22 protein-coding genes and 2 pseudogenes are annotated in these 19,653 nt (G+C 72.3%); 9 read left to right on the forward strand and 15 right to left on the reverse strand.

All coding sequences use genetic code 11. The features are described 5' to 3' along the window. Window positions 1–4 precede the first annotated feature (4 nt). Window positions 5–1,492, reverse strand: a complete 1,488-nt coding sequence (gene xylB / locus Q5762_RS00525) for a xylulokinase (protein ID WP_315889857.1) — start codon at window positions 1,490–1,492, stop codon at window positions 5–7. A gap of 142 nt (window positions 1,493–1,634) precedes the next feature. Here xylB and xylA point away from each other — a divergent pair, with 142 nt between their 5' ends. Together xylA and Q5762_RS00535 are read left to right on the forward strand one after the other, a co-directional pair. Next, window positions 1,635–2,807: a xylose isomerase gene (gene xylA / locus Q5762_RS00530; RefSeq protein WP_315890232.1), complete on the forward strand. Its 1,173-nt coding sequence runs from the start codon at window positions 1,635–1,637 to the stop codon at window positions 2,805–2,807. Window positions 2,808–2,937: 130 nt separating this feature from the next. Then, window positions 2,938–3,150, forward strand: a complete 213-nt coding sequence (locus tag Q5762_RS00535) for a DUF4287 domain-containing protein (protein WP_315889858.1) — start codon at window positions 2,938–2,940, stop codon at window positions 3,148–3,150. 21 nt (window positions 3,151–3,171) lie between these two features. Here the strand turns inward: Q5762_RS00535 and Q5762_RS00540 are convergent, their stop codons facing one another. The 4 genes and pseudogenes from Q5762_RS00540 to Q5762_RS00555 form a co-directional block, all read right to left on the reverse strand. Then, window positions 3,172–3,438, reverse strand: coding sequence for a hypothetical protein (locus Q5762_RS00540; protein ID WP_315889859.1), 267 nt, complete (start codon window positions 3,436–3,438; stop codon window positions 3,172–3,174). A gap of 51 nt (window positions 3,439–3,489) precedes the next feature. Further along, window positions 3,490–3,998, reverse strand: a pseudogene (locus Q5762_RS00545) (DinB family protein). 40 nt (window positions 3,999–4,038) lie between these two features. Continuing rightward, window positions 4,039–4,863 (reverse strand): AraC family transcriptional regulator, encoded by an 825-nt coding sequence (locus Q5762_RS00550; RefSeq protein WP_315890233.1) that lies wholly within the window; start codon window positions 4,861–4,863, stop codon window positions 4,039–4,041. Between the two features lie 78 nt (window positions 4,864–4,941). After that, on the reverse strand, window positions 4,942–5,214 hold the full coding sequence (locus Q5762_RS00555) for a hypothetical protein (RefSeq protein WP_315889860.1): 273 nt from the start codon (window positions 5,212–5,214) through the stop codon (window positions 4,942–4,944). Window positions 5,215–5,327: 113 nt separating this feature from the next. Here Q5762_RS00555 and Q5762_RS00560 point away from each other — a divergent pair, with 113 nt between their 5' ends. Both Q5762_RS00560 and Q5762_RS00565 read left to right on the forward strand, forming a co-directional pair. Next, window positions 5,328–7,859, forward strand: coding sequence for a SpoIIE family protein phosphatase (locus tag Q5762_RS00560; protein ID WP_315889861.1), 2,532 nt, complete (start codon window positions 5,328–5,330; stop codon window positions 7,857–7,859). Window positions 7,860–8,002: 143 nt separating this feature from the next. Next, window positions 8,003–8,257 carry a type B 50S ribosomal protein L31 gene (locus tag Q5762_RS00565; RefSeq protein ID WP_315889862.1) on the forward strand — a complete coding sequence of 85 codons (255 nt, stop codon included), beginning with the start codon at window positions 8,003–8,005 and terminating at the stop codon, window positions 8,255–8,257. A gap of 73 nt (window positions 8,258–8,330) precedes the next feature. Here the strand turns inward: Q5762_RS00565 and Q5762_RS00570 are convergent, their stop codons facing one another. The 5 genes from Q5762_RS00570 to Q5762_RS00590 all read right to left on the reverse strand — a co-directional run bounded on the left by Q5762_RS00570 (window position 8,331) and on the right by Q5762_RS00590 (window position 11,378). Beyond that, window positions 8,331–8,828 carry a peptidylprolyl isomerase gene (locus Q5762_RS00570; RefSeq protein WP_315889863.1) on the reverse strand — a complete coding sequence of 166 codons (498 nt, stop codon included), beginning with the start codon at window positions 8,826–8,828 and terminating at the stop codon, window positions 8,331–8,333. A 57-nt stretch (window positions 8,829–8,885) separates the two neighbouring features. Then, on the reverse strand, window positions 8,886–9,104 hold the full coding sequence (locus Q5762_RS00575) for a hypothetical protein (RefSeq protein WP_315889864.1): 219 nt from the start codon (window positions 9,102–9,104) through the stop codon (window positions 8,886–8,888). A 148-nt stretch (window positions 9,105–9,252) separates the two neighbouring features. Further along, window positions 9,253–9,753 carry an NUDIX domain-containing protein gene (locus tag Q5762_RS00580; protein WP_315889865.1) on the reverse strand — a complete coding sequence of 167 codons (501 nt, stop codon included), beginning with the start codon at window positions 9,751–9,753 and terminating at the stop codon, window positions 9,253–9,255. Between the two features lie 115 nt (window positions 9,754–9,868). Next, window positions 9,869–10,459, reverse strand: coding sequence for a response regulator transcription factor (locus Q5762_RS00585; protein ID WP_315889866.1), 591 nt, complete (start codon window positions 10,457–10,459; stop codon window positions 9,869–9,871). Between the two features lie 34 nt (window positions 10,460–10,493). After that, window positions 10,494–11,378 carry a YhjD/YihY/BrkB family envelope integrity protein gene (locus tag Q5762_RS00590; protein ID WP_315889867.1) on the reverse strand — a complete coding sequence of 295 codons (885 nt, stop codon included), beginning with the start codon at window positions 11,376–11,378 and terminating at the stop codon, window positions 10,494–10,496. 262 nt (window positions 11,379–11,640) lie between these two features. On the opposite strand from Q5762_RS00590, the gene Q5762_RS00595 reads away from it, so the two are divergent. Further along, on the forward strand, window positions 11,641–12,129 hold the full coding sequence (locus Q5762_RS00595) for a PaaI family thioesterase (RefSeq protein WP_315889868.1): 489 nt from the start codon (window positions 11,641–11,643) through the stop codon (window positions 12,127–12,129). A gap of 3 nt (window positions 12,130–12,132) precedes the next feature. Here Q5762_RS00595 and Q5762_RS00600 read toward each other — a convergent pair whose 3' ends face one another. From Q5762_RS00600 to dnaK, 3 genes are all read right to left on the reverse strand, one after another. Further along, window positions 12,133–12,501 (reverse strand): luciferase family protein, encoded by a 369-nt coding sequence (locus Q5762_RS00600; RefSeq protein WP_315889869.1) that lies wholly within the window; start codon window positions 12,499–12,501, stop codon window positions 12,133–12,135. A 284-nt stretch (window positions 12,502–12,785) separates the two neighbouring features. Continuing rightward, the gene (locus Q5762_RS00605) at window positions 12,786–13,985 is read right to left on the reverse strand and encodes a PP2C family protein-serine/threonine phosphatase (protein WP_315889870.1); all 1,200 of its coding nucleotides are present in this window, start codon (window positions 13,983–13,985) and stop codon (window positions 12,786–12,788) included. Between the two features lie 171 nt (window positions 13,986–14,156). Further along, window positions 14,157–16,073, reverse strand: coding sequence for a molecular chaperone DnaK (gene dnaK, locus Q5762_RS00610; protein WP_315889871.1), 1,917 nt, complete (start codon window positions 16,071–16,073; stop codon window positions 14,157–14,159). Between the two features lie 130 nt (window positions 16,074–16,203). Between dnaK and Q5762_RS00615 the strand changes: the two genes are divergently transcribed. Further along, window positions 16,204–16,572, forward strand: a complete 369-nt coding sequence (locus Q5762_RS00615) for a hypothetical protein (protein ID WP_315889872.1) — start codon at window positions 16,204–16,206, stop codon at window positions 16,570–16,572. 50 nt (window positions 16,573–16,622) lie between these two features. Here the strand turns inward: Q5762_RS00615 and Q5762_RS00620 are convergent, their stop codons facing one another. After that, complete coding sequence (locus tag Q5762_RS00620) at window positions 16,623–16,826, reverse strand: cold-shock protein (protein WP_315889873.1); 204 nt, start codon at window positions 16,824–16,826, stop codon at window positions 16,623–16,625. 107 nt (window positions 16,827–16,933) lie between these two features. Here Q5762_RS00620 and Q5762_RS00625 point away from each other — a divergent pair, with 107 nt between their 5' ends. Both Q5762_RS00625 and Q5762_RS39905 read left to right on the forward strand, forming a co-directional pair. Then, window positions 16,934–17,515, forward strand: a complete 582-nt coding sequence (locus Q5762_RS00625; RefSeq protein WP_315889874.1) for a nucleosidase — start codon at window positions 16,934–16,936, stop codon at window positions 17,513–17,515. A 454-nt stretch (window positions 17,516–17,969) separates the two neighbouring features. Then, window positions 17,970–18,146 (forward strand): annotated as a pseudogene (locus Q5762_RS39905) (hypothetical protein); the annotation flags it as partial. Here Q5762_RS39905 and Q5762_RS00630 read toward each other — a convergent pair. Further along, window positions 18,130–19,140 (reverse strand): helix-turn-helix domain-containing protein, encoded by a 1,011-nt coding sequence (locus Q5762_RS00630; RefSeq protein ID WP_315889875.1) that lies wholly within the window; start codon window positions 19,138–19,140, stop codon window positions 18,130–18,132. The pseudogene Q5762_RS39905 and the gene Q5762_RS00630 sit on opposite strands and share 17 nt — an antisense overlap. Window positions 19,141–19,192: 52 nt before the next feature. Between Q5762_RS00630 and Q5762_RS00635 the strand changes: the two genes are divergently transcribed. Then, window positions 19,193–19,651, forward strand: coding sequence for a cupin domain-containing protein (locus Q5762_RS00635; RefSeq protein ID WP_315889876.1), 459 nt, complete (start codon window positions 19,193–19,195; stop codon window positions 19,649–19,651). Window positions 19,652–19,653 lie beyond the last annotated feature (2 nt).

Here is a 19,653-nt window from a genome sequence, read left to right on the forward strand (position 1 = left end):
CATCTCAGCTCAGGAGGCTGGGCGTCGCGCGATCCAGGACGGAGGCGATCCGGTTCCAGGTCTCCTCGTCGCGCGCGACCGCCGGCAGGGTCTCACCCTCGCCCGTACCCCAGGCCGCGGCGAGCCCCACCGGGTCCTCGCCGGTCGCGGCGGAGGCGGCGAGTGCGGCCGCGCCGAGGGCGACGAGTTCGGTCGCGGCGGGGACCACCAGGGACCGGCCCGAGAGGCGGCGGACCGTTTCCCGCCAGGCGCGACCCTGGGCGCCGCCGCCGATCAGGCGCAGCGGACGGTCCCGTACCGCCGCGTCCGAGGGGTCGAGGCCGCAGGCGGTGAGGAGGTCGTCGAGGGCGCGCAGCACGGTGAACGCGGCGCCCTCGTAGGCCGCGCCGAGCACGGCGCGCGGGGTCGTGGTGTGGCGCAGCCCGGTGACGAGCCCGGTGGCGTGCGGCAGGTCGGGAGTGCGTTCGCCGTCGAGGTACGGCAGGACCACCACCCCGTCGCCGGGTGTGGTGTCCTCGCGGTCGAGCCCGAGCAGCCCGGCGAACCGGTCCACGGCCAGCGAGCAGTTGAGGGTGCAGCCGAGCGGCAGGTACGTACCGTCGGCGGCGGCGAACCCGGCCACGCCGGCGGCCGCTGGGCGGGTCCGGGTGGCGGCGAAGACGGTGCCCGAGGTGCCGAGGCTGACGACGGGATGGTCGAGGAGTCCCGCGCCGCCGAGCCCCAGGCCGACGGCGGCGGCCATGTTGTCCCCCGTACCGGCGGCGACGGCGACGGCGGACGGCAGTCCGAGCGCGCGGGCGGCGGCCGCGGTGAGCGTGCCGACGCGGGTGGCGCCGCTCGGGGCGACGGCGGGCAGGAGGGCCGGGTCGAGGCCGAGGAGCCCGAGGATCCCGGGGTCGTAGGCGGCGGTCGCCGTGTCGTACCAGCAGGTGCCGGAGGCGTCCCCGGGGTCGGTCACGGCGACTCCGGCGAGGCGCTCGGTGAGGAAGTCGTGGGGCAGCCGGACGCCCGCGGTCGCGGCCGTGACGGCGGGTTCGTGGCCGCGCAGCCACTGCCAGGTGGTGGCGGTCATGGAGGCGACCGGCACCGAGCCGGTGCGGGCGAGCCAGCGGTCCGGGCCGCCGAGGGCGGCGGTGAGCTCGGCGGCCTGTGGCGCCGACCGGGTGTCGTTCCAGAGCAGGGCGGGACGCAGCGGGCGCCCCTCCGCGTCGAGGACGACGAGGCCGTGCTGCTGGCCCGCGACGGCGATGCCGGTGACGGCGCGCGCGGGCACGTCGGCGGCGGCCAGCGCCGCCGCGACGGCCTCGCGCAGCGCGGACCACCACTGCTCGGGGTCGCTCTCGCGGGCTCCGTCCGCCCCCGTGACCGTGTGCGGAGCCCGCCCCAGGCCTCGTACGGCGCCGGTGTCCACGTCCACGACGGCCGCCTTGGTGGACTGGGTCGAGCTGTCCACGCCGATCACGACCGGGGATGCGGTGCGCGTCGCCGCCATGGGTCTCACCTTTCGTCGAACCGCGTGACCACTCTGGCGCGGGACCGGCCCGTGCCGTATTAGTTATCTCAGAAAACAAATAGAGGGACCAGGCCTCGCCACGGCCCTCTTTCCCCATGGACCACAGGAAGTGGGACAGACCATGACCGAGCTCTTCTCCCCCACCCCCGACGACCGTTTCACCTTCGGCCTGTGGACGGTCGGCTGGCAGGGCCGTGACCCCTTCGGCGAGGCCACCCGCCCCGCGCTCGACCCGGTCGAGTCGGTCGAGCGGCTCGCGGAACTGGGGGCGTACGGCGTCACCTTCCACGACGACGACCTCATCCCCTTCGGCGCGTCGGAGAGCGAGCGCGAGGCCGTGGTCAAGCGCTTCCGCGCGGCCCTGGAGCGCACCGGCCTGCGGGTTCCGATGGCCACGACCAACCTCTTCACCCACCCGGTCTTCAAGGACGGCGCCTTCACCGCCAATGACCGGGACGTGCGCCGGTACGCCCTGCGCAAGACGATCCGCAACATCGACCTCGCCGTCGAACTGGGCGCCACCACCTACGTCGCCTGGGGTGGCCGCGAGGGCGCCGAGTCGGGCGCGGCCAAGGACGTCCGGGTGGCCCTGGACCGGATGAAGGAGGCCTTCGACCTCCTCGGCGAGTACGTCACCGAGCAGGGCTACGCGCTGCGCTTCGCGATCGAGCCGAAGCCGAACGAGCCGCGCGGCGACATCCTGCTGCCGACGATCGGTCACGCGCTGGCCTTCATCGAGCGCCTGGAGCGGCCCGAACTGGTGGGCGTGAACCCGGAGACGGGCCACGAGCAGATGGCCGGGCTCAACTTCCCGCACGGCATCGCCCAGGCCATCTGGGCGGGCAAGCTCTTCCACCTCGACCTCAACGGCCAGTCGGGCATCAAGTACGACCAGGACTTCCGCTTCGGGGCCGGGGACCTGCGTCAGGCGTTCTGGCTGGTGGACCTGTTGGAGACGGCGGGGTACGAGGGCCCGCGGCACTTCGACTTCAAGCCGGTGCGGACGGACGGCTTCGACGGTGTGTGGGAGTCCGCGAAGAACTGCATGCGCAACTACCTGATCCTCAAGGAGCGCGCCGCGTCCTTCCGCGCGGATCCCGAGGCTCAGGAGGCGCTCGTCGCCTCCCGGCTGCCCGAACTCGCCGTTCCCACCGCCCCCGACGGCCTCGCCGGCCTTCTCGCGGACACCGGTGCGTACGAGGACTTCGACGTGACGGCCGCGGCCGAGCGGTCCATGGCCTTCGAACGGCTCGACCAGCTCGCCCTGGAGCACCTCCTCGGCGTACGCCGCTGACACAGCCCCGGGGCCTGCGCCCTCATCGGAGCACCCGGTGATCCACATCACGTCGGCGTACCGATGAGTTCCCGGTCGCCCTACGGTCTTCCATTCAAGATCACAGCGCACCTGAAGGGACACCACCGACATGACCGAGACCGCCAAGGGCCCCGCGAGCTACTTCCCCTCGATCGAGAAGAAGTACGGCCGCCCCGTCGCCGAGTGGAAGGAGCTCATCCGCACCTCGCCGCTCACCAAGCACATGGAGCTCGTCGCCTGGCTGAAGACCGAGCACGGCCTGGGCCACGGCCACGCCAACGCCCTCGTCGCCCACACGCTCGCCGAGTCCACCGGGCGCTGACGGCGTGCCGCGGGCCGGGCGCTAGCGGGTGTCGCCCTCCCAGTCCCAGTGGTGGTCGTCGCCCGCCCGCGGGCCGTACCGGGCGTGGCCGCCGGGGCCGTAGGCGCCTATCTCCGTGGCGAGGTCGGCACCCTCCTCCACCTGGTGGCGCGTCCAGCCGGTGACGTCGAGAAGGAGGCCGTCCAGGGGGCCGGCCACCAGCTCGCGGTAGTCGTGGCCCGGTCGGGGGCCGGGGTCCGGGTCGTCATGGTCGGCGCCGTACACGCGGCCTCGCATCAGCTCGTCCATACCCCGCAGCATCGCACCCGGCACTGACACCCGCCGGTCACGCGGGTCCGATCAGGCGCCGACAGTGCCGTCGACGCCCTCGCGCAGGAAGTCGGCGTGGCCGTTGTGGCGGCCGTACTCGAGCAGCACGTGCACCATCACCATCCGCAGCGAGACCTCCGTGCCCCACCTCGGCTGGTGTCCGGTGAGGTCGAGGGAGGCGGCCTCCCGTTCGATCCGCCGCGAGTCTGCACCTCCGCCTCCCAGGCCCCGAAGGCCTCGGCCCGGGTCGACCGGCTCGCGTCGTACGCGGCCTGGAAGTCGATCTCGTCCGACCAGACCATCGGGGCCGCGCCGTCCTCGAAGACCCGGTGGAACCAGGCCCGTTCCACCTCCGCCATGTGCCGGACGAGGCCGAGCAGCGACAGCGTGGACGGGGGCATCGACCGCTGCCGCAGCTGCTCGTCGTCGAGCCCCTCGCACTTCATCGCGAGCGTCGCGCGGTGGTATTCGAGAAAGGCGCGCAGGGTCTCGCGCTCGTCTCCGAGGTGGGGCGGCGAGACGCGCGGGTCGGTGGTCACGGGTGCTGCTCCTCGTCAAGATCCGTAGCGGGCCCCGAACTTACCCCGCGAGGGCGGCTCGCCGGTACGCCCCGGGCGAGGTGCCGTGGGCGCGCTTGAAGGCGTGCGCGAAGGCGAACTCGGAGGCGTAGCCGACCTGTGCGGCGATCGTCCGCAACGGGTCGTCGCCCGTCTGCAGGAGCCGGGCCGCGGTGGTCATGCGCCACCAGGTCAGGTAGCCGAGCGGCGGCTGTCCGACCAGCGCGGTGAACCGGCGGGCGAAGGGTGCCCGGGAGAGTCCGGCCTCGGCGGCGAGGCCGGCCACCGTCCACGGTGCCGCGGGGTCGCGGTGCAGGGCGTGCAGGGCGGCGGTGACCGGCCCGTCGTTGAGCGCCGCCGACCATCCCTGGGTACTGCCCCGGGCGGCCTCGCCGGCGAACCAGGTTCGCAGGACGTAGAGCAGGAGGAGGTCGAGGAGGGCGGGGACGGCCGCGTCCGTGCCCAGGCGGGGTGTCCGTACCTCCCGGGCCAGCAGGTCGACCGCCGCGTCGAGTTCCGGTCGGCGGTCGCCCCGCGCGGGCAGGTGGATCAGCTCCGGCAGCGACCGCAGCAGCGGATGGGTCCGGGCCGGGTCGAGCCGGTACGCCCCGCACAGAAGGGTGGTCGACGGTCCGTCGGACCCGGTGCGGTCGACGTGGTCGGAGGTGAAGGCGGCGGAGAGGTCGGGGTCGCCCGGGGCGCAGGCGGGCTCGCTGACGGCGGTCCCGTCGGCGTCGGTGAGGGTGAGTCCACTGCCGTGCGGCAGGAACACGAGGTCCCCCGGGCCGAGTCCGACCGGCTCCGCGTCCGCCGGCCCGACGAGCCGGCAGCTGCCCTCCAGGACGATCTGGAAGCGCGTGGGCGCTCACCATTCCGCTCGGGCTCACCCTTCCCGGGCGGGCGCTCACTCTCCATGCCCGGGCGCTCACTCCCCGGGTGGGCGTCCACGCTCCGCCGTCAGCGAGGCGACCAGTACGCCGGCCAGGCCCGCCCACACCACAACGCCGGCCCCGCCGACGGTCGCCCAGCCCACCGCGCCGAGCACGCACGCCGCCGCAAGGCCCATGCCGAGCGCTCGACGGTCGCCGGCGAAGGCCCAGACGCGCCGCCCGGCGCCGGGCGTACGCATCTCGAGCACCGCCGCGCGGCAGACCAGCGCCACGGCGGCGACCACCGCGGTCATCACGGACGGATCCATCGCACCGCCTCCCCCGCCCATGCTCCCGCAGACCCGCCGAGCCCGCACGGAAGTAGCCCGCACTCTCCGAGCACCGTGCGGTCCCCCGCCCCCGAAGGCCGACGAGCCCCGAGATGCGAGGCCCCTCGGCCGGGGAGCATGCTGGCTGTGTGATCCCGCACGGCCTGGCCGGACAGGACCCGTCGGCCCAGAACGACGACGCGCCCGGGAGGGTGGACACCGACGGGAGGCTGCTCGACGCGCTGCCGCTGGTGCTCGCCGAGACGACGCTGCGGACGATCGAGGCGGTCGGCGGGTACGCCGGCGGTGTCTATCTCCGCTCCGGAACCCCGGGGCTGCTGCGGATGGCCGTGCTCGCCGGGCTGCCCGGCCCGCTGTTCCGGCCCTGGTGGCGGATGCATGTGAACCGGCCGTTCCCGATCGCCGAGGTCCACCGCTCGGGGCAGCCCGTGTACCTGGCCGACGTCGAGGAGGCCATGCGGCAGTTTCCGCAGTTCGTGGCCAGTCTGCCGTTCCCCTTCGCCTCGCTCTACACACCGATCGTCAGCGGCCGGGAGCGTTTCGGAGTCCTCGTGGTACTCCGTACCCCGAGCCCCGGTGTCCAGGTGAACGCCCGGGACCGGAACCGGATGGCGCGCGAGGCCCAGCAGCTCGGGGCGGACCTGAAGGGGCTCACGGAGGCCGGTACGGCGGTGGAGTGGCCCGGTGAGCCGGTCGGCGTCCAGCTCCCCTCCCGCGGCACGAAGCCGGTGCGGATCGGCACCTTCGACTGGGACCTGGACAGCGGCAAGGTCATCGCCGACGACGGGCTGCGGGCGATACTCGGCGACGACGACACCGTCCCGGGGACGATCGAGGCGTTGACCGCGCGCCTCGCCCCGGAGGACTCGTACGCGCTGTGGACGATGGCCCGCCGGGCGGCTGAGGCCGGTTCCCGCGTCGCACGGCGCATCCGGCTCAAGGGTCCCGACGGCGGGCTGCACCTGCTGGAGGTCTCGGCCCGTGTCACCCCGGGCGGTCGCGCCGGACGGCTGACGGGCTCGCTGGTCGACCTGGGCACCGGCCTGGTCGGCTCCGACGCCGTCGACCGGCTGCCCCGGGCGATCCTGGCGATCGACCGGCTTGGCCGGGTCACGTATGTGAACCATCTCACCGAGGCGCTCCTCGGGCTCTCGCGTGCCTCGCTCGCCGGGCGGACGGTGTGGGAGGTCCTGCCGTGGTTCGGCCAGCCCGCGAACGAGGAGCACCTGCGGGGCGTACTGCTCTCCGACGAGCCGGTGCACTTCCTGGTCCACTCGGCGGAGCGGGAGTGGCTGTCGGTGTCGCTCTACCCGGGTCATGACGGGGTGACGCTGGTACTCGTTCCGGAAGGTGATCCCGACTACAAGCCCGGCTCGGTCTCCCAGCCGGACGTCGGGCTCGGTTCCCCGGCGGACAAGGCGTCGGCGCTGTACCGGCCGGTGGCGCTGGCGATCGCACTGACCGAGGCGGTCACGGCCCGCCAGGTGTCGGCGGTGGTGACCGACGAGCTGCTGCCCGCGTTCGGCGGCCGGCAGCTGGCGATCTATCTGCTGAGCGACCGGCATCTGTACCTGGCGTGGGAGACCGGGTTCCCGAAGGGCTTCCTGGAGCCCTTCGACGGTGTCGGCCTCGACGCCCACATGCCGGGTGTCGAGGCGCTCACCACCGGCCGCCCGTTGTTCTTCGAGTCGATCGACCAGATGAGCCGGGCCTATCCGGATCTCCCGCTGGACGCGCTGTCCGGGGCGCGGGCCTTCCTGCCGCTGATCGCCTCGGGCCGGCCGGTCGGCTCCTGCATCCTCGGCTTCGACCGGCCGCGCGGATTCAGTCCGGAGGAGCGTACGGTCCTGACGGCGCTCGCCGGGCTGATCGCCCAGGCCTTGGAGCGGGCCCGCAGGTACGACAGCGAGTCCGCGCTCGCCCAAGGGCTCCAGGACGCGCTGCTGCCCTCGCGGCTGCCGGTCCGCGACCATGTCGACACGGTGGCGCGCTATCTGCCCGGTACGCAGGGCATGGACGTGGGCGGCGACTGGTACGACGTGGTCGAGACCGCGCGGGGACTGCTCGCCCTGGTCGTCGGCGACGTCCAGGGCCACGGTGTCGCCGCCGCGGCGACGATGGGGCAACTGCGCAGCGCGGTACGGGCCTTCGCGCTCGCCGGGCACGACCCGGAGGATGTGCTGAAGGGCACCAACCGGCTGCTGATCGACCTCGACCCCGGTCAGTTCGCCAGCTGCTGCTACGTGGTGCTCGACCCGGCGACGGGACGGGCCGAGGCGGTCCGTGCCGGGCATCCGCAGCCGCTGCTGCGGCGCCCGGACGGCACGACGGACGTCCTGGAGCTGACGGGCGGGCTGGTCCTGGGGATCGACCCCGAGGCCACGTATCCGGTCACCGCACTGCAACTGGATCCCGGCGCGGTGCTCGCCCTGTACACGGACGGTCTGGTGGAGCGGCCCGGGCGGGACATCGACGAGGGGGTGGAGTGGCTGCGCCGTACGTTCTCCGGCACGGGTTCGATCCCGCTGACGGAGACGGCGGACCGGCTGATCCGGGACGCCCGGCAGGCCGGGGACCGGCCGGACGACATCGCCCTGCTGCTCGCCGCCCGGTGGACGGAGTGATCGCTCTCACGGAGTGAACCTTCTCGCGGAGTGATCGCCCTCACGGAGTGGTCGCCGTCACCCGGTCGGCCCCGGGCACTGGTCGGCCGGGCCGGGTCCGGGGAGGCTGGTCCAACATCGAACAGGCAGTCCGAGGAGGACGCGTGCAGCAGGACAAGCAGCCGGAGTACCGCCCCGTGGTCTTCCGCGACCGCACGGCCGGGTTCGCCTTCCTGACCCGGTCGACGGCGACGAGCGAGCAGACCATCGAGTGGGACGACGGTGAGACGTATCCCGTGGTCGACGTCGAAATCTCGTCCGAGAGCCACCCGTTCTACACGGGCAAGGCGCGGACGGTGGACTCCGAGGGCCGGGTCGCGAAGTTCGAACGCCGGTACGGGGAGGACTCGGCCTCCTGACAGGGCCGCGCCGGGAACGACCGACCGCCCCCGCATGGTGCTCGGCGGGGGCGGTCGAGGGTTGAGGTGCTGATCAGCCCTCGATGACGCCGGACTTGGCGATGACGATCTTGGCGCTGGTCCTGCCGGACTGGGAGCCGAGGCTCTCGATCTTCGTGACCAGGTCCTGACCCTCGACGACCTCGCCGAAGACGACGTGCTTGCCGTCCAGCCAGGAGGTCACGATGGTCGTGATGAAGAACTGCGAGCCGTTGGTGTTCTTGCCCGCGTTCGCCATGGACAGCAGGAACGGCTTGTCGTGCGTGAGCTTGAAGTTCTCGTCCGCGAACGTCTCACCGTAGATGCTCTTGCCACCGGTGCCGTCGCCCCGGGTGAAGTCACCGCCCTGGAGCATGAAGTCCGGGATGACGCGGTGGAAGCCCGAGCCCTCGTATCCGAATCCGTGCTGGCCGGTGGCCAGCTCACGGAAGTTCTGCGCCGTCTTGGGAACGACGTCGTCGTACAGCTTGAAGACGATCCGGCCGGCGTCCTTGCCGTCGATCGTGATGTCGAAGTACACGTTGTTGCTCATGGGGACATCCTGTCATTCCCGCTCACTCGGCGCGCGCACGGGCCACCCGTCGGAGGGTCACGCCAGTCCGCCGACGTCGGGCGTCTGCGGGAGGCTGTCGGTCACCAGAGGCGCGGCACCGTCCACGAGCGGGGTGATCGGGTTGTCGTTCTGGAGGAGGCCGGTGGGGCCGACCGCGCCGTGCTCGGCCGCGGAGGCGTGCGGCGGCGGGGTGACGAGGGCCGTGACGACACCGGCGGCGAGGGAGGCGATGGCGAGCATGCTGCGCTTCTTCATGCCCTGGTCAACTGTCGAGCGGCGCCGGGGTTACGGCCTGCGGCCGAGGTGAGCGGAATCGCCGGGAAATCGGCTCGCCTCCGCCCGCTCCCGGAGAAGCGACTCACTTCCTGCCCGCCCCCGGGAGGCCCGCTCACCTCCCGCCCGCTCAGAAGTCGGCCGCCGTCTCCACGTACACGGTCCTGCCGGAGCGCCGGGCGCGGTCGATCTCGGCGAGTCGGGCGAAGCTCCTCGACGTCATCTCCCGCTCCCACTCGGCCAGGGTGCGCACCCGGAACTCGCTGTGCTCGCCCGGGTCGAGGACGACGCCCGCGATCTGCTCGTCCGTCAGGACACCGCCGTCGAAGATGAAGCCGATGTGGTTGGCGGGCCACTCCTCGCCCCGGTCGGAGACGAAGTGGGTGCCGAGGAGCCTCGGCTCGCCCCGGAAGACGATCCCGGTCTCCTCGTGGCACTCGCGGACGGCCGTCTGCCACGGGGTCTCCCCCGGGTCCATGTTGCCGCCGGGCCACTGCCAGAGCTCGGTGCGGTAGCTGGCGCGCAGCTGGAAGGGCCTTCCGTCGGTGTCGGTGAAGTACAGGCAGGCGTACGCCGTCGCCCTCGGCAGCGTCGCGATGTACTCGGCGGGCGGCAGCCAGGTGTTCGCCATGGGTCAGCTCTCCTTCGACGGGCCGGGTGGTACCTCCATCCAACCGGTCGCGTTGCCCCGGCCCGGTGCCCGGCGATCATGTTCGCCGGATCGTGTGATCACGGGGCGCAGGCAGTCACGGGGTCACGAGGCCCGTCTCGTACGCGATGATCACGAGCTGGACCCGGTCGCGGGCGTCGAGTTCGGCCAGCAGGCGGGTCACGTACGTCTTGGCGGTGGCGACGCTGATGACCAGTTCCTGGGCGATCTCGGTGTTGGAAAGGCCGCTGCCGATGAGGGTCAGCACCTCGCGTTCCCGCTCGGTGATCGAGGTGAGCTCGCCCCGGCGCGGCGCGCCCGTCGCGGGGCGGCCGGTGAAGTCCTTGATGAGCCGGCGGGTGACGCTCGGCGCGATCAGGGCGTCCCCGGCCGCGACGACGCGGATCGCGGCGAGGATGTCGTCCAGGCCCATGTCCTTGACGAGGAAGCCCGAGGCGCCGGCGCGCAGCGCCCCGTAGACGTAGTCGTCGTCGTCGAACGTGGTGAGGACGAGGATGCGGGTGGGGCCCGGGTCGGCCATGATCCGGCGGGTGGCCTCGATGCCGTCCATGCCGGGCATCCGGAGGTCCATCACGATCACGTCGGGGCGGAGGGTCTCGGCCAGTTCGACGGCCTCGGCGCCGGTGCCTGCCTCGCCGGCGTGGGCGCTGGTCGCGGCCGTGGTCACGGTGACGGCGGCGCACCGAAGGGACCGGTGACTGTCAGGGAAGGTCGTCGCCGGGCAGTTCGGCCGGCAGGCGGTCGATCCGGCGCAGGACCAGGTGCTCGTGGATCAGGCGCCCGACGAGGGCGGCGCCGTAGACCACGAAGCCGACGCCGACGAGCCAGGACTGCAGGACGAGGACGGTGCCGAACGGACCGTAGGTGACCGCGTTGGAGGCGATCAGCGGGGAGAAGACGAACTGCGAGAAGATCCGCAGCCCGAACAGCCCCAGGGCCGTGCACAGCGCCCCTGGGGCCAGCGCGCGCCAGCGGATCCGTCCGCAGAGGAGGAAGCGCTGCGACCACCAGAAGAAGAGGAAGGCGCCGAAGACGTCGCCGACGGCGACGAAGAAGGTGACGGCGGTCGAGGACTCGGCGGGGACAGGGGATTCGATGAAGAGGAGGAGAGCGGCGATGAGGACGGCGAGCCAGACGACGTGGCGCCACATCGTGTGCCAGCGGGCGGTGGGCAGGTCCCAGACCCGTTCGTAGCCGGTCTGGACGGCCGATCCGAAGGTGACACCGAACGCGGCGACGGCGGCGAGACCGAAGGCGGTGGTGCGCTGCAGAGCCTCCCCGGGCTGGCCGAACAGCATCTCGACCTCCTCCTGGGACACCTCGGAGACGCCGAGGCCCTGGATGAGCCAGCGGGCGAAGCCCTGGCCGCTGGCGAGGTCGGCGGCGGCCACGACGATGAGCAGCGGGACGAGGGTGAGGAGGCTGAGCGCCGCGAAGCCCATCGCGCGGTGCATGAGCTCCACGTCGCGGCCTCGGTTCCAGGCGAGCCCGACGACCGACGTGAGGACGGACCGGTGGAGCCGCTGGAACCGGTGGCCGTGCTCGGCGGGGGCACGGTCGTGGGGCGGGCCGGAAGTGGGGGGCATGCCACGGGGAGTACCCGCCCGGACGGTGGACACCTCCGCCATGCCGCCGAACGGGGGGTCCGGGTCCGTCGTGGACAGCGGATGACGGGAGGTCTAGCGTCGATCTTCGTGGCCGGACGGAACCGTCGGTCGGGATCGGGGCGAACCCTCACGTTCAGGGTGAGGGTCGGGTCACGCTCGGCTTCAGGATCAGGGTCGAAGTCGGGGTCGGGGTCGGGGTCAGGGCCACGAGGGTCGGACCAGGGCGAGGAGTGGAGTGGGCATGAAGCGGTCACGCACGGTCGAGTGGGAGGACGCCTCGGCGACCGCGAAGGCGGCGGGGACGATGGCGGGGCTCGACTTCCTGCGGGAGATCGCGGCCGGGCGGCTGCCTCCCGCCCCGCTCGGCTCGCTGCTCGGCTTCGCGCTGGAGGAGGTCGAGGACGGCCGTGCGGTCTTCGGCTTCGAACCGGCCGAACAGCACTACAACCCGATCGGCAGCGTGCACGGGGGCGTGTACGCGACGCTGCTCGACTCGGCGGCCGGGTGCGCCGTGCATTCGACGCTCCCGCGGGGCATGGCGTACACCTCGCTGGACCTGAACACCCGCTTCCTGCGCCCGATCACGGCCGACACGGGCAAGGTGCGCGCGATCGGCACGGTGAAGAGCCGGGGCCGCCGCACGGCGCTCGCCGAGGCCGGTCTCTACGACTCCTCCGACCGGCTCCTCGGACATGCCACGAGCACCTGCATGCTGTTCCCGACGGAGTGACAATCAGGCCCGCACGGGGGTCCGGCAGCTCCGGGTGCAGCCGTCCGGTGCGGCGTCCGGCCGCCCGGTGGAGGCCTGCAGCGCGGCGCTCACCAGGGTCGCCAGAAGGTCGATGTCGGATCCCATGTCCAGCCGGACCGTCACCCACCCCGACCCGGCGCGCAGCCGCACGGCGCTCGATCCGAGCAGCGCGGGGCGCAGCTTGGCGATCATGGCGCGGGTGAGGTGGACGTCGGCCTCGTGCTCGCCGTGGAAGTGGACGATGTCGTGCGTCGCGGTGCGCAGACCGAGCTCGGCACCGCACTGGGCGCGGCCGGGGGCCAGCGAGGGCCAGCTCATCAGACGTTCACTGGCGTGCCGGGCGGTGTTCATACCAGGAGCGTGCCGGGACGAAGGGCCGTGCACAAGCGTCCGGCGGAATTAATCGCGCCCAGGCGTGAAACAGGCCCGTCCTCGGTGACACAGGGCGCCTACGACGCCCCAAAAGCACCTTGCGAGACACGCCGGTTGAGGCGTGTGCGCCCCGGCGGCGACCGGCGCGCGCCGACCCCGTACCGGTTCGAACGGCGTTCACCGGCAGGTGGGCGTACGGGGGTGAGGACGCCCGCTCGGAGCGCTGGGGCGTACCGGTTCACGGCGGGCTGGAGCGTACGTGTTCACGGCGGGGTGGGGCGTTCGCGGATCCGGGCCGCGAGTACGGCGACGTCGTCCTCGGCGTGGTGGGCGTCGAGCCGCTGGAGGACCTCCTCCACCAGCTCCTCGGGGCCGGAGCCGGGACGCAGCCGGAGCGAGGAGAGCCGGGCGAGCGAGACGTCGATGTCCTCGCCGCGCCGCTCGACCAGGCCGTCGGTGAAGAGCACGAGCGTGTCCGCCGGGGCCAGGGTGCGGGTGACCGGTTCGTAGCCCCCGACGCCGGTGCCCAGCGGGGGGCCGACGGGGAGCTCGACGAGCTCCCCGGAGCCGTCCCCCGCGAAGATGGCGGGCGGCAGATGGCCGGCGCTGGCGAAGGTGGCCGAGCCGCGCGCCGGGTCGACCTGGACCAGCAGGCAGGTCGCGGGGCGCAGCCCGCCGTCGTCGGCGACGACGGAGTCCAGCTGGCGGAGCACGCGGTGCGGCGGCAGGTCCGTGGAGGCGACGTCGCGCAGCGCGGACCGGTACGCGTTCATGTCGACGGCGGCGTCCAGGCCGTGCCCCATCACGTCTCCGACGACGAGCAGGCTGCGGCCGAAGTGGAGCCGTACGCTCTCGAACCAGTCGCCGCCCACCAGCGTCCTGGCGCCGACCGGCAGATAGCGTCCGGCGACCTCCAGGTTGGGGTGCGGCCGACCCGGCTCCGCCACCAGGGCCTGCTGGAGGTGGAAGGCGGTCCGCTCGGTGGCGGCGAGCCGGCGGGCGTGGCCCAGGTGGACGGCGGCGAGCCGCGCCGCGTCGCGGACCGTGGCCGTCTCGTGCTCCCTCAGGCCCTCGGCGCGGGCGCTCACGGCGTTCACGTACCCGATGACCCGGCCCAGTGACTCCAGGGGCGCCGACACGACCCGGACGTGGGCACCACCGGGGGCCACGTCCGCGTATGTGCCGGGTACCCCGCTCTCGGGGGGCGGCTCCACCTGGTCGACCAGTTTCGGGTCCCCGGCCACGGCGACGCGCGCCCAGCCGGGCCCGTCCTCGGGCCGGACGTCCACGGCCGCGGCGTCGTACCCGTGTCGGCAGAGGAACCCGGCCAGGTCCTCACAGACGCCCTGCTCGTCGGGGTGCGAGCCGATCTCCTCGATCGCGTCCGTGGCGGCCCGCAGCCGGGCCAGGACCGCCGCATGCTCCTCGACCAGGGAGGCCTGTTCCCCCACTCGCTCCGACAAGGCACCTCCACCGCCGCTACAGCCCCGAGCAGCGCACACATCCCATTGGACCAGCGGGGCGACATGCCCGCGCGCCACACCGGCCGGACCAGGAGTCCATCACATTCCGTGACCCCTTAGCCATATCTTTCGGCCACCAAGCTACGCCGCGTCGGCGAGCTCGTCCGATCTTCACGAATTTCCCCCGCCGTCCTTCCGCTTGTCCTTGCCCTCGCCCTCCTCCTCGTCCTCGACGATCTCGGCGTCCACGACCTCGTCCTCCCCCGCGGCCCCGGCCTCGCCCTGCGGGGCCTCGGCACCGGCCGACGGTGCGGACTCCCCGGACGAAGAGCGCGCGTACATGGCCTGGCCGAGCTTCTGGGAGACGGCGGCGAGCTTCTCGGTGGCGGTACGGATCTCCGAAGTGTTGTCGCCCTCGGCGGACTCGCGCTTGAGCTTCTCCTTCAGCTCGGCGACGGCCGTCTCGACCTCGGCCTTGACCTCACCGGGGACCTTGTCCTCGTTGTCCTTGAGGAACCTCTCCGTCTGGTAGACCAGCTGCTCGCCCTGGTTACGGGACTCGGCGGCCTCGCGGTGGCGGTGATCCTCCTCCGCGTACTGCTCGGCCTCCTGGCGCATCCGGTCGACCTCGTCCTTCGGCAGCGAGGAGCCACCGGTGACGGTCATCTTCTGCTCCTTGCCCGTGCCGAGGTCCTTGGCCGTGACGTGCATGATGCCGTTGGCGTCGATGTCGAAGGCGACCTCGATCTGCGGGACGCCACGCGGCGCCGGCGGCAGCCCCGTCAGCTCGAACATGCCGAGCTTCTTGTTGTACGCCGCGATCTCGCGCTCACCCTGGAAGACCTGGATCTGCACCGACGGCTGGTTGTCCTCCGCCGTCGTGAAGATCTCCGACCGCTTGGTCGGGATCGTCGTGTTGCGCTCGATCAGCTTCGTCATGATGCCGCCCTTGGTCTCGATACCGAGGGACAGCGGGGTCACGTCGAGGAGCAGGACGTCCTTGACCTCACCCTTCAGGACACCGGCCTGTAGCGCGGCACCGATCGCCACGACCTCGTCCGGATTCACGCCCTTGTGCGGGTCCTTCCCCGTCAACTCCCGTACCAGCTCGGTCACCGCGGGCATCCGCGTCGAACCGCCGACCAGGATCACGTGGTCCACGTCCGCCAGGTCGATACGGGCGTCCCGTACCGCCTGGTGGAACGGCTCCTTGCAGCGCTCCAGCAGGTCCGCCGTCAGCTGCTCGAACTGGGCCCGGGTCAGCCGCTCGTCCAGGTGCAGCGGGCCCTCGGGGGAGGCGCTCACGTACGGCAGGTTGATCGACGTCTCCGTCGCCGCGGACAGCTCGATCTTCGCCTTCTCCGCGGCCTCGCGCAGCCGTTGCAGCGCCATCTTGTCCTTGGCCAGATCCACCCCGTACCCGTTCTGGAACTGCTTCACCAGATGGTCCACGATCCGCTGGTCCCAGTCGTCACCGCCGAGGTGCGTGTCGCCGTTGGTGGCCTTCACCTCCACCAGGCCCTCACCGATCTCCAGGAGGGACACGTCGAAGGTGCCGCCGCCGAGGTCGAAGACGAGGATCGTCTGGTCCTTCTCCTTGTCCAGGCCGTAGGCGAGCGCCGCGGAGGTCGGCTCGTTGATGATCCGCAGCACCTTCAGCCCGGCGATCTCCCCCGCCTCCTTCGTCGCCGTGCGCTGGCTGTCGTTGAAGTACGCGGGCACCGTGACGACCGCGTCCGTGACGTCCTCGCCCAGGTAAGCCTCCGCGTCCCGCTTCAGCTTCTGCAGCACCCGCGCGGATATCTCCTGCGCGGTGTAGCGGCGGCCGTCGATGTCACCGCTGTCAGGGAAGCGCCACTGCGCGTCGCCGACGTGACGTTTCACCGAGCGGGCGGTGCGCTCGACGTTGGTCACGGCCTGACGCTTGGCTACCTCGCCGACCAGCACCTCGCCCTTCTTCGCGAAGGCCACCACGGACGGCGTCGTCCGGGCACCCTCGGTGTTGGTCACGACGGTGGGCTCGCCGCCCTCCAGGACGGACACCACCGAGTTCGTCGTTCCCAGGTCGATCCCGACCGCACGTGACATGGCGTTCTCCTCCACGCGGCCCCGTCTGGCAGCTACCCGGCCGCGGCCCGATCATGGGAGGGAGATGCCCCGGAGGCCGCGGAGACCCCAGGGAAGCCCCGGGAAACCCCGGAACGGTCGGTGAGGTGCGATGGCACGCGTGACGGTGGAGGGCACGGACATCGTCGTACGGCTGTCCCCGCGCGAGAAGCTGGCCGCGCGGCGCCGGGCCGTACGGGTGCCGGTGGCCGCCCTGCGCGAGGTGCGGGTCGAACCCGACTGGTGGCGGGCGCTGCGCGGGCGGCGCGGCCGGGGTCTGTGGATCCCCGACCGGCTGCTCGTCGGGACCCGGCTCCTCCCGGACGGCCGCGATTTCGCGGCGGTCAAGCCGGGCACGCCCGTCGTCTGCGTGGAGTTCCGCCGCGACGCTCCCTTCGCGCGGCTGGCCGTCTCAGACCCCGATCCGGAGCGGGCGGTGCGGGAGTTGCGCCCGTACGTCCCCGCGGACCTGCTGGGGTGATGCGGTGATGCGGTGATGCGGTGATGCGGTGATGCGGTGGTTCCACCCGATCAGGTCGGGCTGACGTTCTCGGCCTGGGGGCCCTTCGGACCCTGCACGACGTCGAAGGCGACCTTCTGTCCCTCGGCGAGTTCGCGGAAGCCGGTGCTGGCGATGGCCGAGTAGTGGACGAACACGTCCGGGCCTCCGCCGTCCTGCTCAATGAAGCCGAAGCCCTTCTCGGCGTTGAACCACTTCACTGTTCCTGTTGCCATGACGAGCTCCTCGGCTCTCGACTACACCTCCATGGTCTCTCGGTGCGGGCCGGAAGTCCCGGCGGGCGAGTTCCCGGCGGGTAATCCCCGGCGGGTAGCGTGGCCGCATGGAACTCATCGGAGACATCTCCGCCGACCGTCCCCTGCTCGTCCTCGCCGTCAAGGAGGAGGCCCAGTTCCTCGACACGGATCTGCCGATCCTGCTCACCGGCATGGGCAAGGTGAACGCGGCGACGTCGCTCGCGACCGTCCTGGGGCGCGGCCCGCGCCCGTCCGGCGTCGTCAATCTGGGGACGGCCGGGGCGCTGCGTCCGGGGTGGACGGGGACGCACGTGGTGGGCACGGTGATCCAGCACGATCTGGACGGGGAGTTGCTCGCGACGCTCACCGGAGAGACGTACGGGGAGCCGGTCGTCCTGCCGGACGGCGGTGACGTGACCCTGGCGACCGGTGACGCCTTCATCTCGGACGAGGCGGCCCGGGCCCGGCTCGCCGGACGCGCCGCGCTGGTCGACATGGAGGCCTACGCCCTCGCGACCGCCGCCGGTCTGGCCGGGGTGCCGATCCGGATCGTGAAGCACGTGAGCGACGAGGCGGGCGACGGCGCGGCCCGGACCTGGCGGGAGTCGGTGGCGGAGTGTGCGCAGGCGCTCGCGCAGTGGGCACGGGAGAACACTCCGTACCGGTAGGGCATACGAGCCGCTCAGGCACACGAGGCGCAGGGCCGTCGGTCGGTGCGTCGACCGCCTCACCTGCCGTGTTGTCCGACAAACCTGTCCGTCACAGGAACGACCCCAGGGGCTGCTGGCCCGATCGCGTGGCCCCGGGGACCCGCCTCCCTTCGGGATCGCCCGGCGAAGAGCAGGTTGAGCGCGAACCTGCTCCGGCCGGACCGGGCGATCTCAGAGGAGCGAGCATGGCGACCGACCGCACCCAGCCGACCGTCCCTCAGGTGACACCCGAGGGCGTCGGAGTCGTCGACATCCGGGCCACCAACAATCTGGGCACCTCCCCGGCCGTCCCGCGCGGCCAGTTCGCCTACGGCGGCCCCGCCGCCGCGGTGGTCACAGGGATCAACCGGACAGCGGCCGGAAGGACGACCAAGTCCAGGTCAACGGCGCCCACTTCACCTCGGACTCCCAGGTCTCCTTCGGCGACAACCTCGCCGAGCTCGTCGACTACGCCCCCGAGCAACTGCTCGTCAAGGCGCCCGCCCCGACCATCGCCCCCGGCAAGCCCGCGACCATCGACGTCACCGTCCTCTCGAACGGCTACTCGTCCCCCGCGAGCCCGGCGGACGAGTTCACCTACCTGGAGTGACACCGGCGCTGACCGGTGACGTCGTCGGGCCGAAGCGGCGGCGGTACGCGGACGGTGAGAGCCCCGTCTCGCGGTTCATCAGGGCGCGCAGATGGGCGGTCGTGCCCAGTCCGCTGGCACGGGCGACGACATCGAAGCGGGTTTCGCCGAGCTCGATCAGCCGGCAGGCGAGGGTCACCCGCTCGCCGGTGAGCCAGGCGAGCGGGGTGGTGCCGAGCTGCGCGCGGAACCGGCGGTGCAGGGTCGCCGGGCTGACCGCCGCCCGGGCCGCGAGGTCGGCGACGGTGAGCGGGGAACCGAGCCGCTCCTGCGCCCAGACCAGGAGCGGGGCGAGGGACTCGTCGGGGATCTCGGGGACCGGGCGCTCGACGAACTGCCGCTGTCCGCCGTCCCGGTGGGCGGCGAAGACGAGCCGGCGGCTGACCGCGTTGGCTGCCTCGGCGCCGTGGTCGCGGCGGACGACGTGGAGACCGAGGTCGAGGGCGGCGGCGCTGCCGGCGGCGGTGAGGATGTCCCCGTCGTCGACGAACAGGACGTCCGGTTCGAGGCGTACGGCGGGGAAGCGGGCGCGGAAGGCGTCGGCCCACTGCCAGTGCGCGGTGGCCCGCCGGCCGTCGAGGACGCCGGCCTCGGCGAGGGTGAACGCGCCGCTGCAGAAGCCGATCAGACGGGCGCCGCGCGCATGGGCGCGGCGGACGGCGTCGAGCACGGCGGGGCGGCGGGGCACCTCGACGTCGGGGCGGTTGGGGACGATGAGGGTGTCGGCGTTCTCGGCCGCTTCCAGCCCGGCGACTCCGGTGAGGGTGAAGAAGCCGTCGCGCATGAGGGTGTCGGGTTCGGGCGAGCAGAGCCGGAAGTCGTACAGGTCGCGTCCGAGCTCGGGGCGGCGAAGCCCGAAGACCTCGGTGGCACAGCCCAGTTCGAACGGGTTGGAGTTCGCGTCGACGATGACGACGACCCGGTGCACGCCGTGCTGAGAGGATCCTTGCGACATATGCTCTTTCTAGCACTCACGCCGGGTGACGGACAGCGCGCAGGATGGCCGCATGAGCCAGAACACCGCCGTGAACAGCACCTCCAGCTCCCCCATCACGCCCAGCTCCCCCATCACGCCCAGCTCCCCCATCGCCCTCGCCACCGCCCTCGCGTCCTTCGAGGACCTGTGGAGCCCGCGCATCCTGACCCGCGTCAACGACTACGACGTGCGGGTGGCGAAGGTGGCGGGCGAGCACCTGTGGCACGCGCATGAGGACACCGACGAGTTCTTCCTGGTGATCGAGGGCGAGCTGCACATCTCGCTGCGCGAGGACGGGACGGAGCGGACGGTGTCCCTCCCCCGGGGCTCGGCCTTCACCGTCCCCAAGGGCGTGGAACACCGCCCGTACGCCCCGACCGGCGCGTCCCTCCTGCTCTTCGAGCCGACGGGCACCCTCACGGTCGGTGACCGCCACGAGGCGATCCCCGACCATGTGGACGCGACGACGGGCCACGCGCTGGAGGTCTGAGC

It is taken from the genome of Streptomyces sp. P9(2023) (genome assembly GCF_032436795.1).
GTDB lineage: Bacteria > Actinomycetota > Actinomycetes > Streptomycetales > Streptomycetaceae > Streptomyces.

What these genes read in the sequence shown, in the direction of transcription:
- dnaK (WP_315889871.1), bottom strand. Translation starts at nt 16,073, where the DNA reads ATGTCACGTGCGGTCGGGATCGACCTGGGAACGACGAACTCGGTGGTG.
- Q5762_RS00620 (WP_315889873.1), bottom strand. Translation starts at nt 16,826, where the DNA reads ATGGCAACAGGAACAGTGAAGTGGTTCAACGCCGAGAAGGGCTTCGGC.
- xylB (WP_315889857.1), bottom strand. Translation starts at nt 1,492, where the DNA reads ATGGCGGCGACGCGCACCGCATCCCCGGTCGTGATCGGCGTGGACAGC.
- Q5762_RS00635 (WP_315889876.1), top strand. Translation starts at nt 19,193, where the DNA reads ATGAGCCAGAACACCGCCGTGAACAGCACCTCCAGCTCCCCCATCACG.
- Q5762_RS00615 (WP_315889872.1), top strand. Translation starts at nt 16,204, where the DNA reads ATGGCACGCGTGACGGTGGAGGGCACGGACATCGTCGTACGGCTGTCC.
- Q5762_RS00535 (WP_315889858.1), top strand. Translation starts at nt 2,938, where the DNA reads ATGACCGAGACCGCCAAGGGCCCCGCGAGCTACTTCCCCTCGATCGAG.
- Q5762_RS00595 (WP_315889868.1), top strand. Translation starts at nt 11,641, where the DNA reads ATGAAGCGGTCACGCACGGTCGAGTGGGAGGACGCCTCGGCGACCGCG.
- Q5762_RS00560 (WP_315889861.1), top strand. Translation starts at nt 5,328, where the DNA reads ATGCGAGGCCCCTCGGCCGGGGAGCATGCTGGCTGTGTGATCCCGCAC.
- Q5762_RS00625 (WP_315889874.1), top strand. Translation starts at nt 16,934, where the DNA reads ATGGAACTCATCGGAGACATCTCCGCCGACCGTCCCCTGCTCGTCCTC.
- Q5762_RS00590 (WP_315889867.1), bottom strand. Translation starts at nt 11,378, where the DNA reads ATGCCCCCCACTTCCGGCCCGCCCCACGACCGTGCCCCCGCCGAGCAC.
- xylA (WP_315890232.1), top strand. Translation starts at nt 1,635, where the DNA reads ATGACCGAGCTCTTCTCCCCCACCCCCGACGACCGTTTCACCTTCGGC.
- Q5762_RS00580 (WP_315889865.1), bottom strand. Translation starts at nt 9,753, where the DNA reads ATGGCGAACACCTGGCTGCCGCCCGCCGAGTACATCGCGACGCTGCCG.
- Q5762_RS00540 (WP_315889859.1), bottom strand. Translation starts at nt 3,438, where the DNA reads ATGGACGAGCTGATGCGAGGCCGCGTGTACGGCGCCGACCATGACGAC.
- Q5762_RS00555 (WP_315889860.1), bottom strand. Translation starts at nt 5,214, where the DNA reads ATGGATCCGTCCGTGATGACCGCGGTGGTCGCCGCCGTGGCGCTGGTC.
- Q5762_RS00600 (WP_315889869.1), bottom strand. Translation starts at nt 12,501, where the DNA reads ATGAACACCGCCCGGCACGCCAGTGAACGTCTGATGAGCTGGCCCTCG.
- Q5762_RS00575 (WP_315889864.1), bottom strand. Translation starts at nt 9,104, where the DNA reads ATGAAGAAGCGCAGCATGCTCGCCATCGCCTCCCTCGCCGCCGGTGTC.
- Q5762_RS00570 (WP_315889863.1), bottom strand. Translation starts at nt 8,828, where the DNA reads ATGAGCAACAACGTGTACTTCGACATCACGATCGACGGCAAGGACGCC.
- Q5762_RS00630 (WP_315889875.1), bottom strand. Translation starts at nt 19,140, where the DNA reads ATGTCGCAAGGATCCTCTCAGCACGGCGTGCACCGGGTCGTCGTCATC.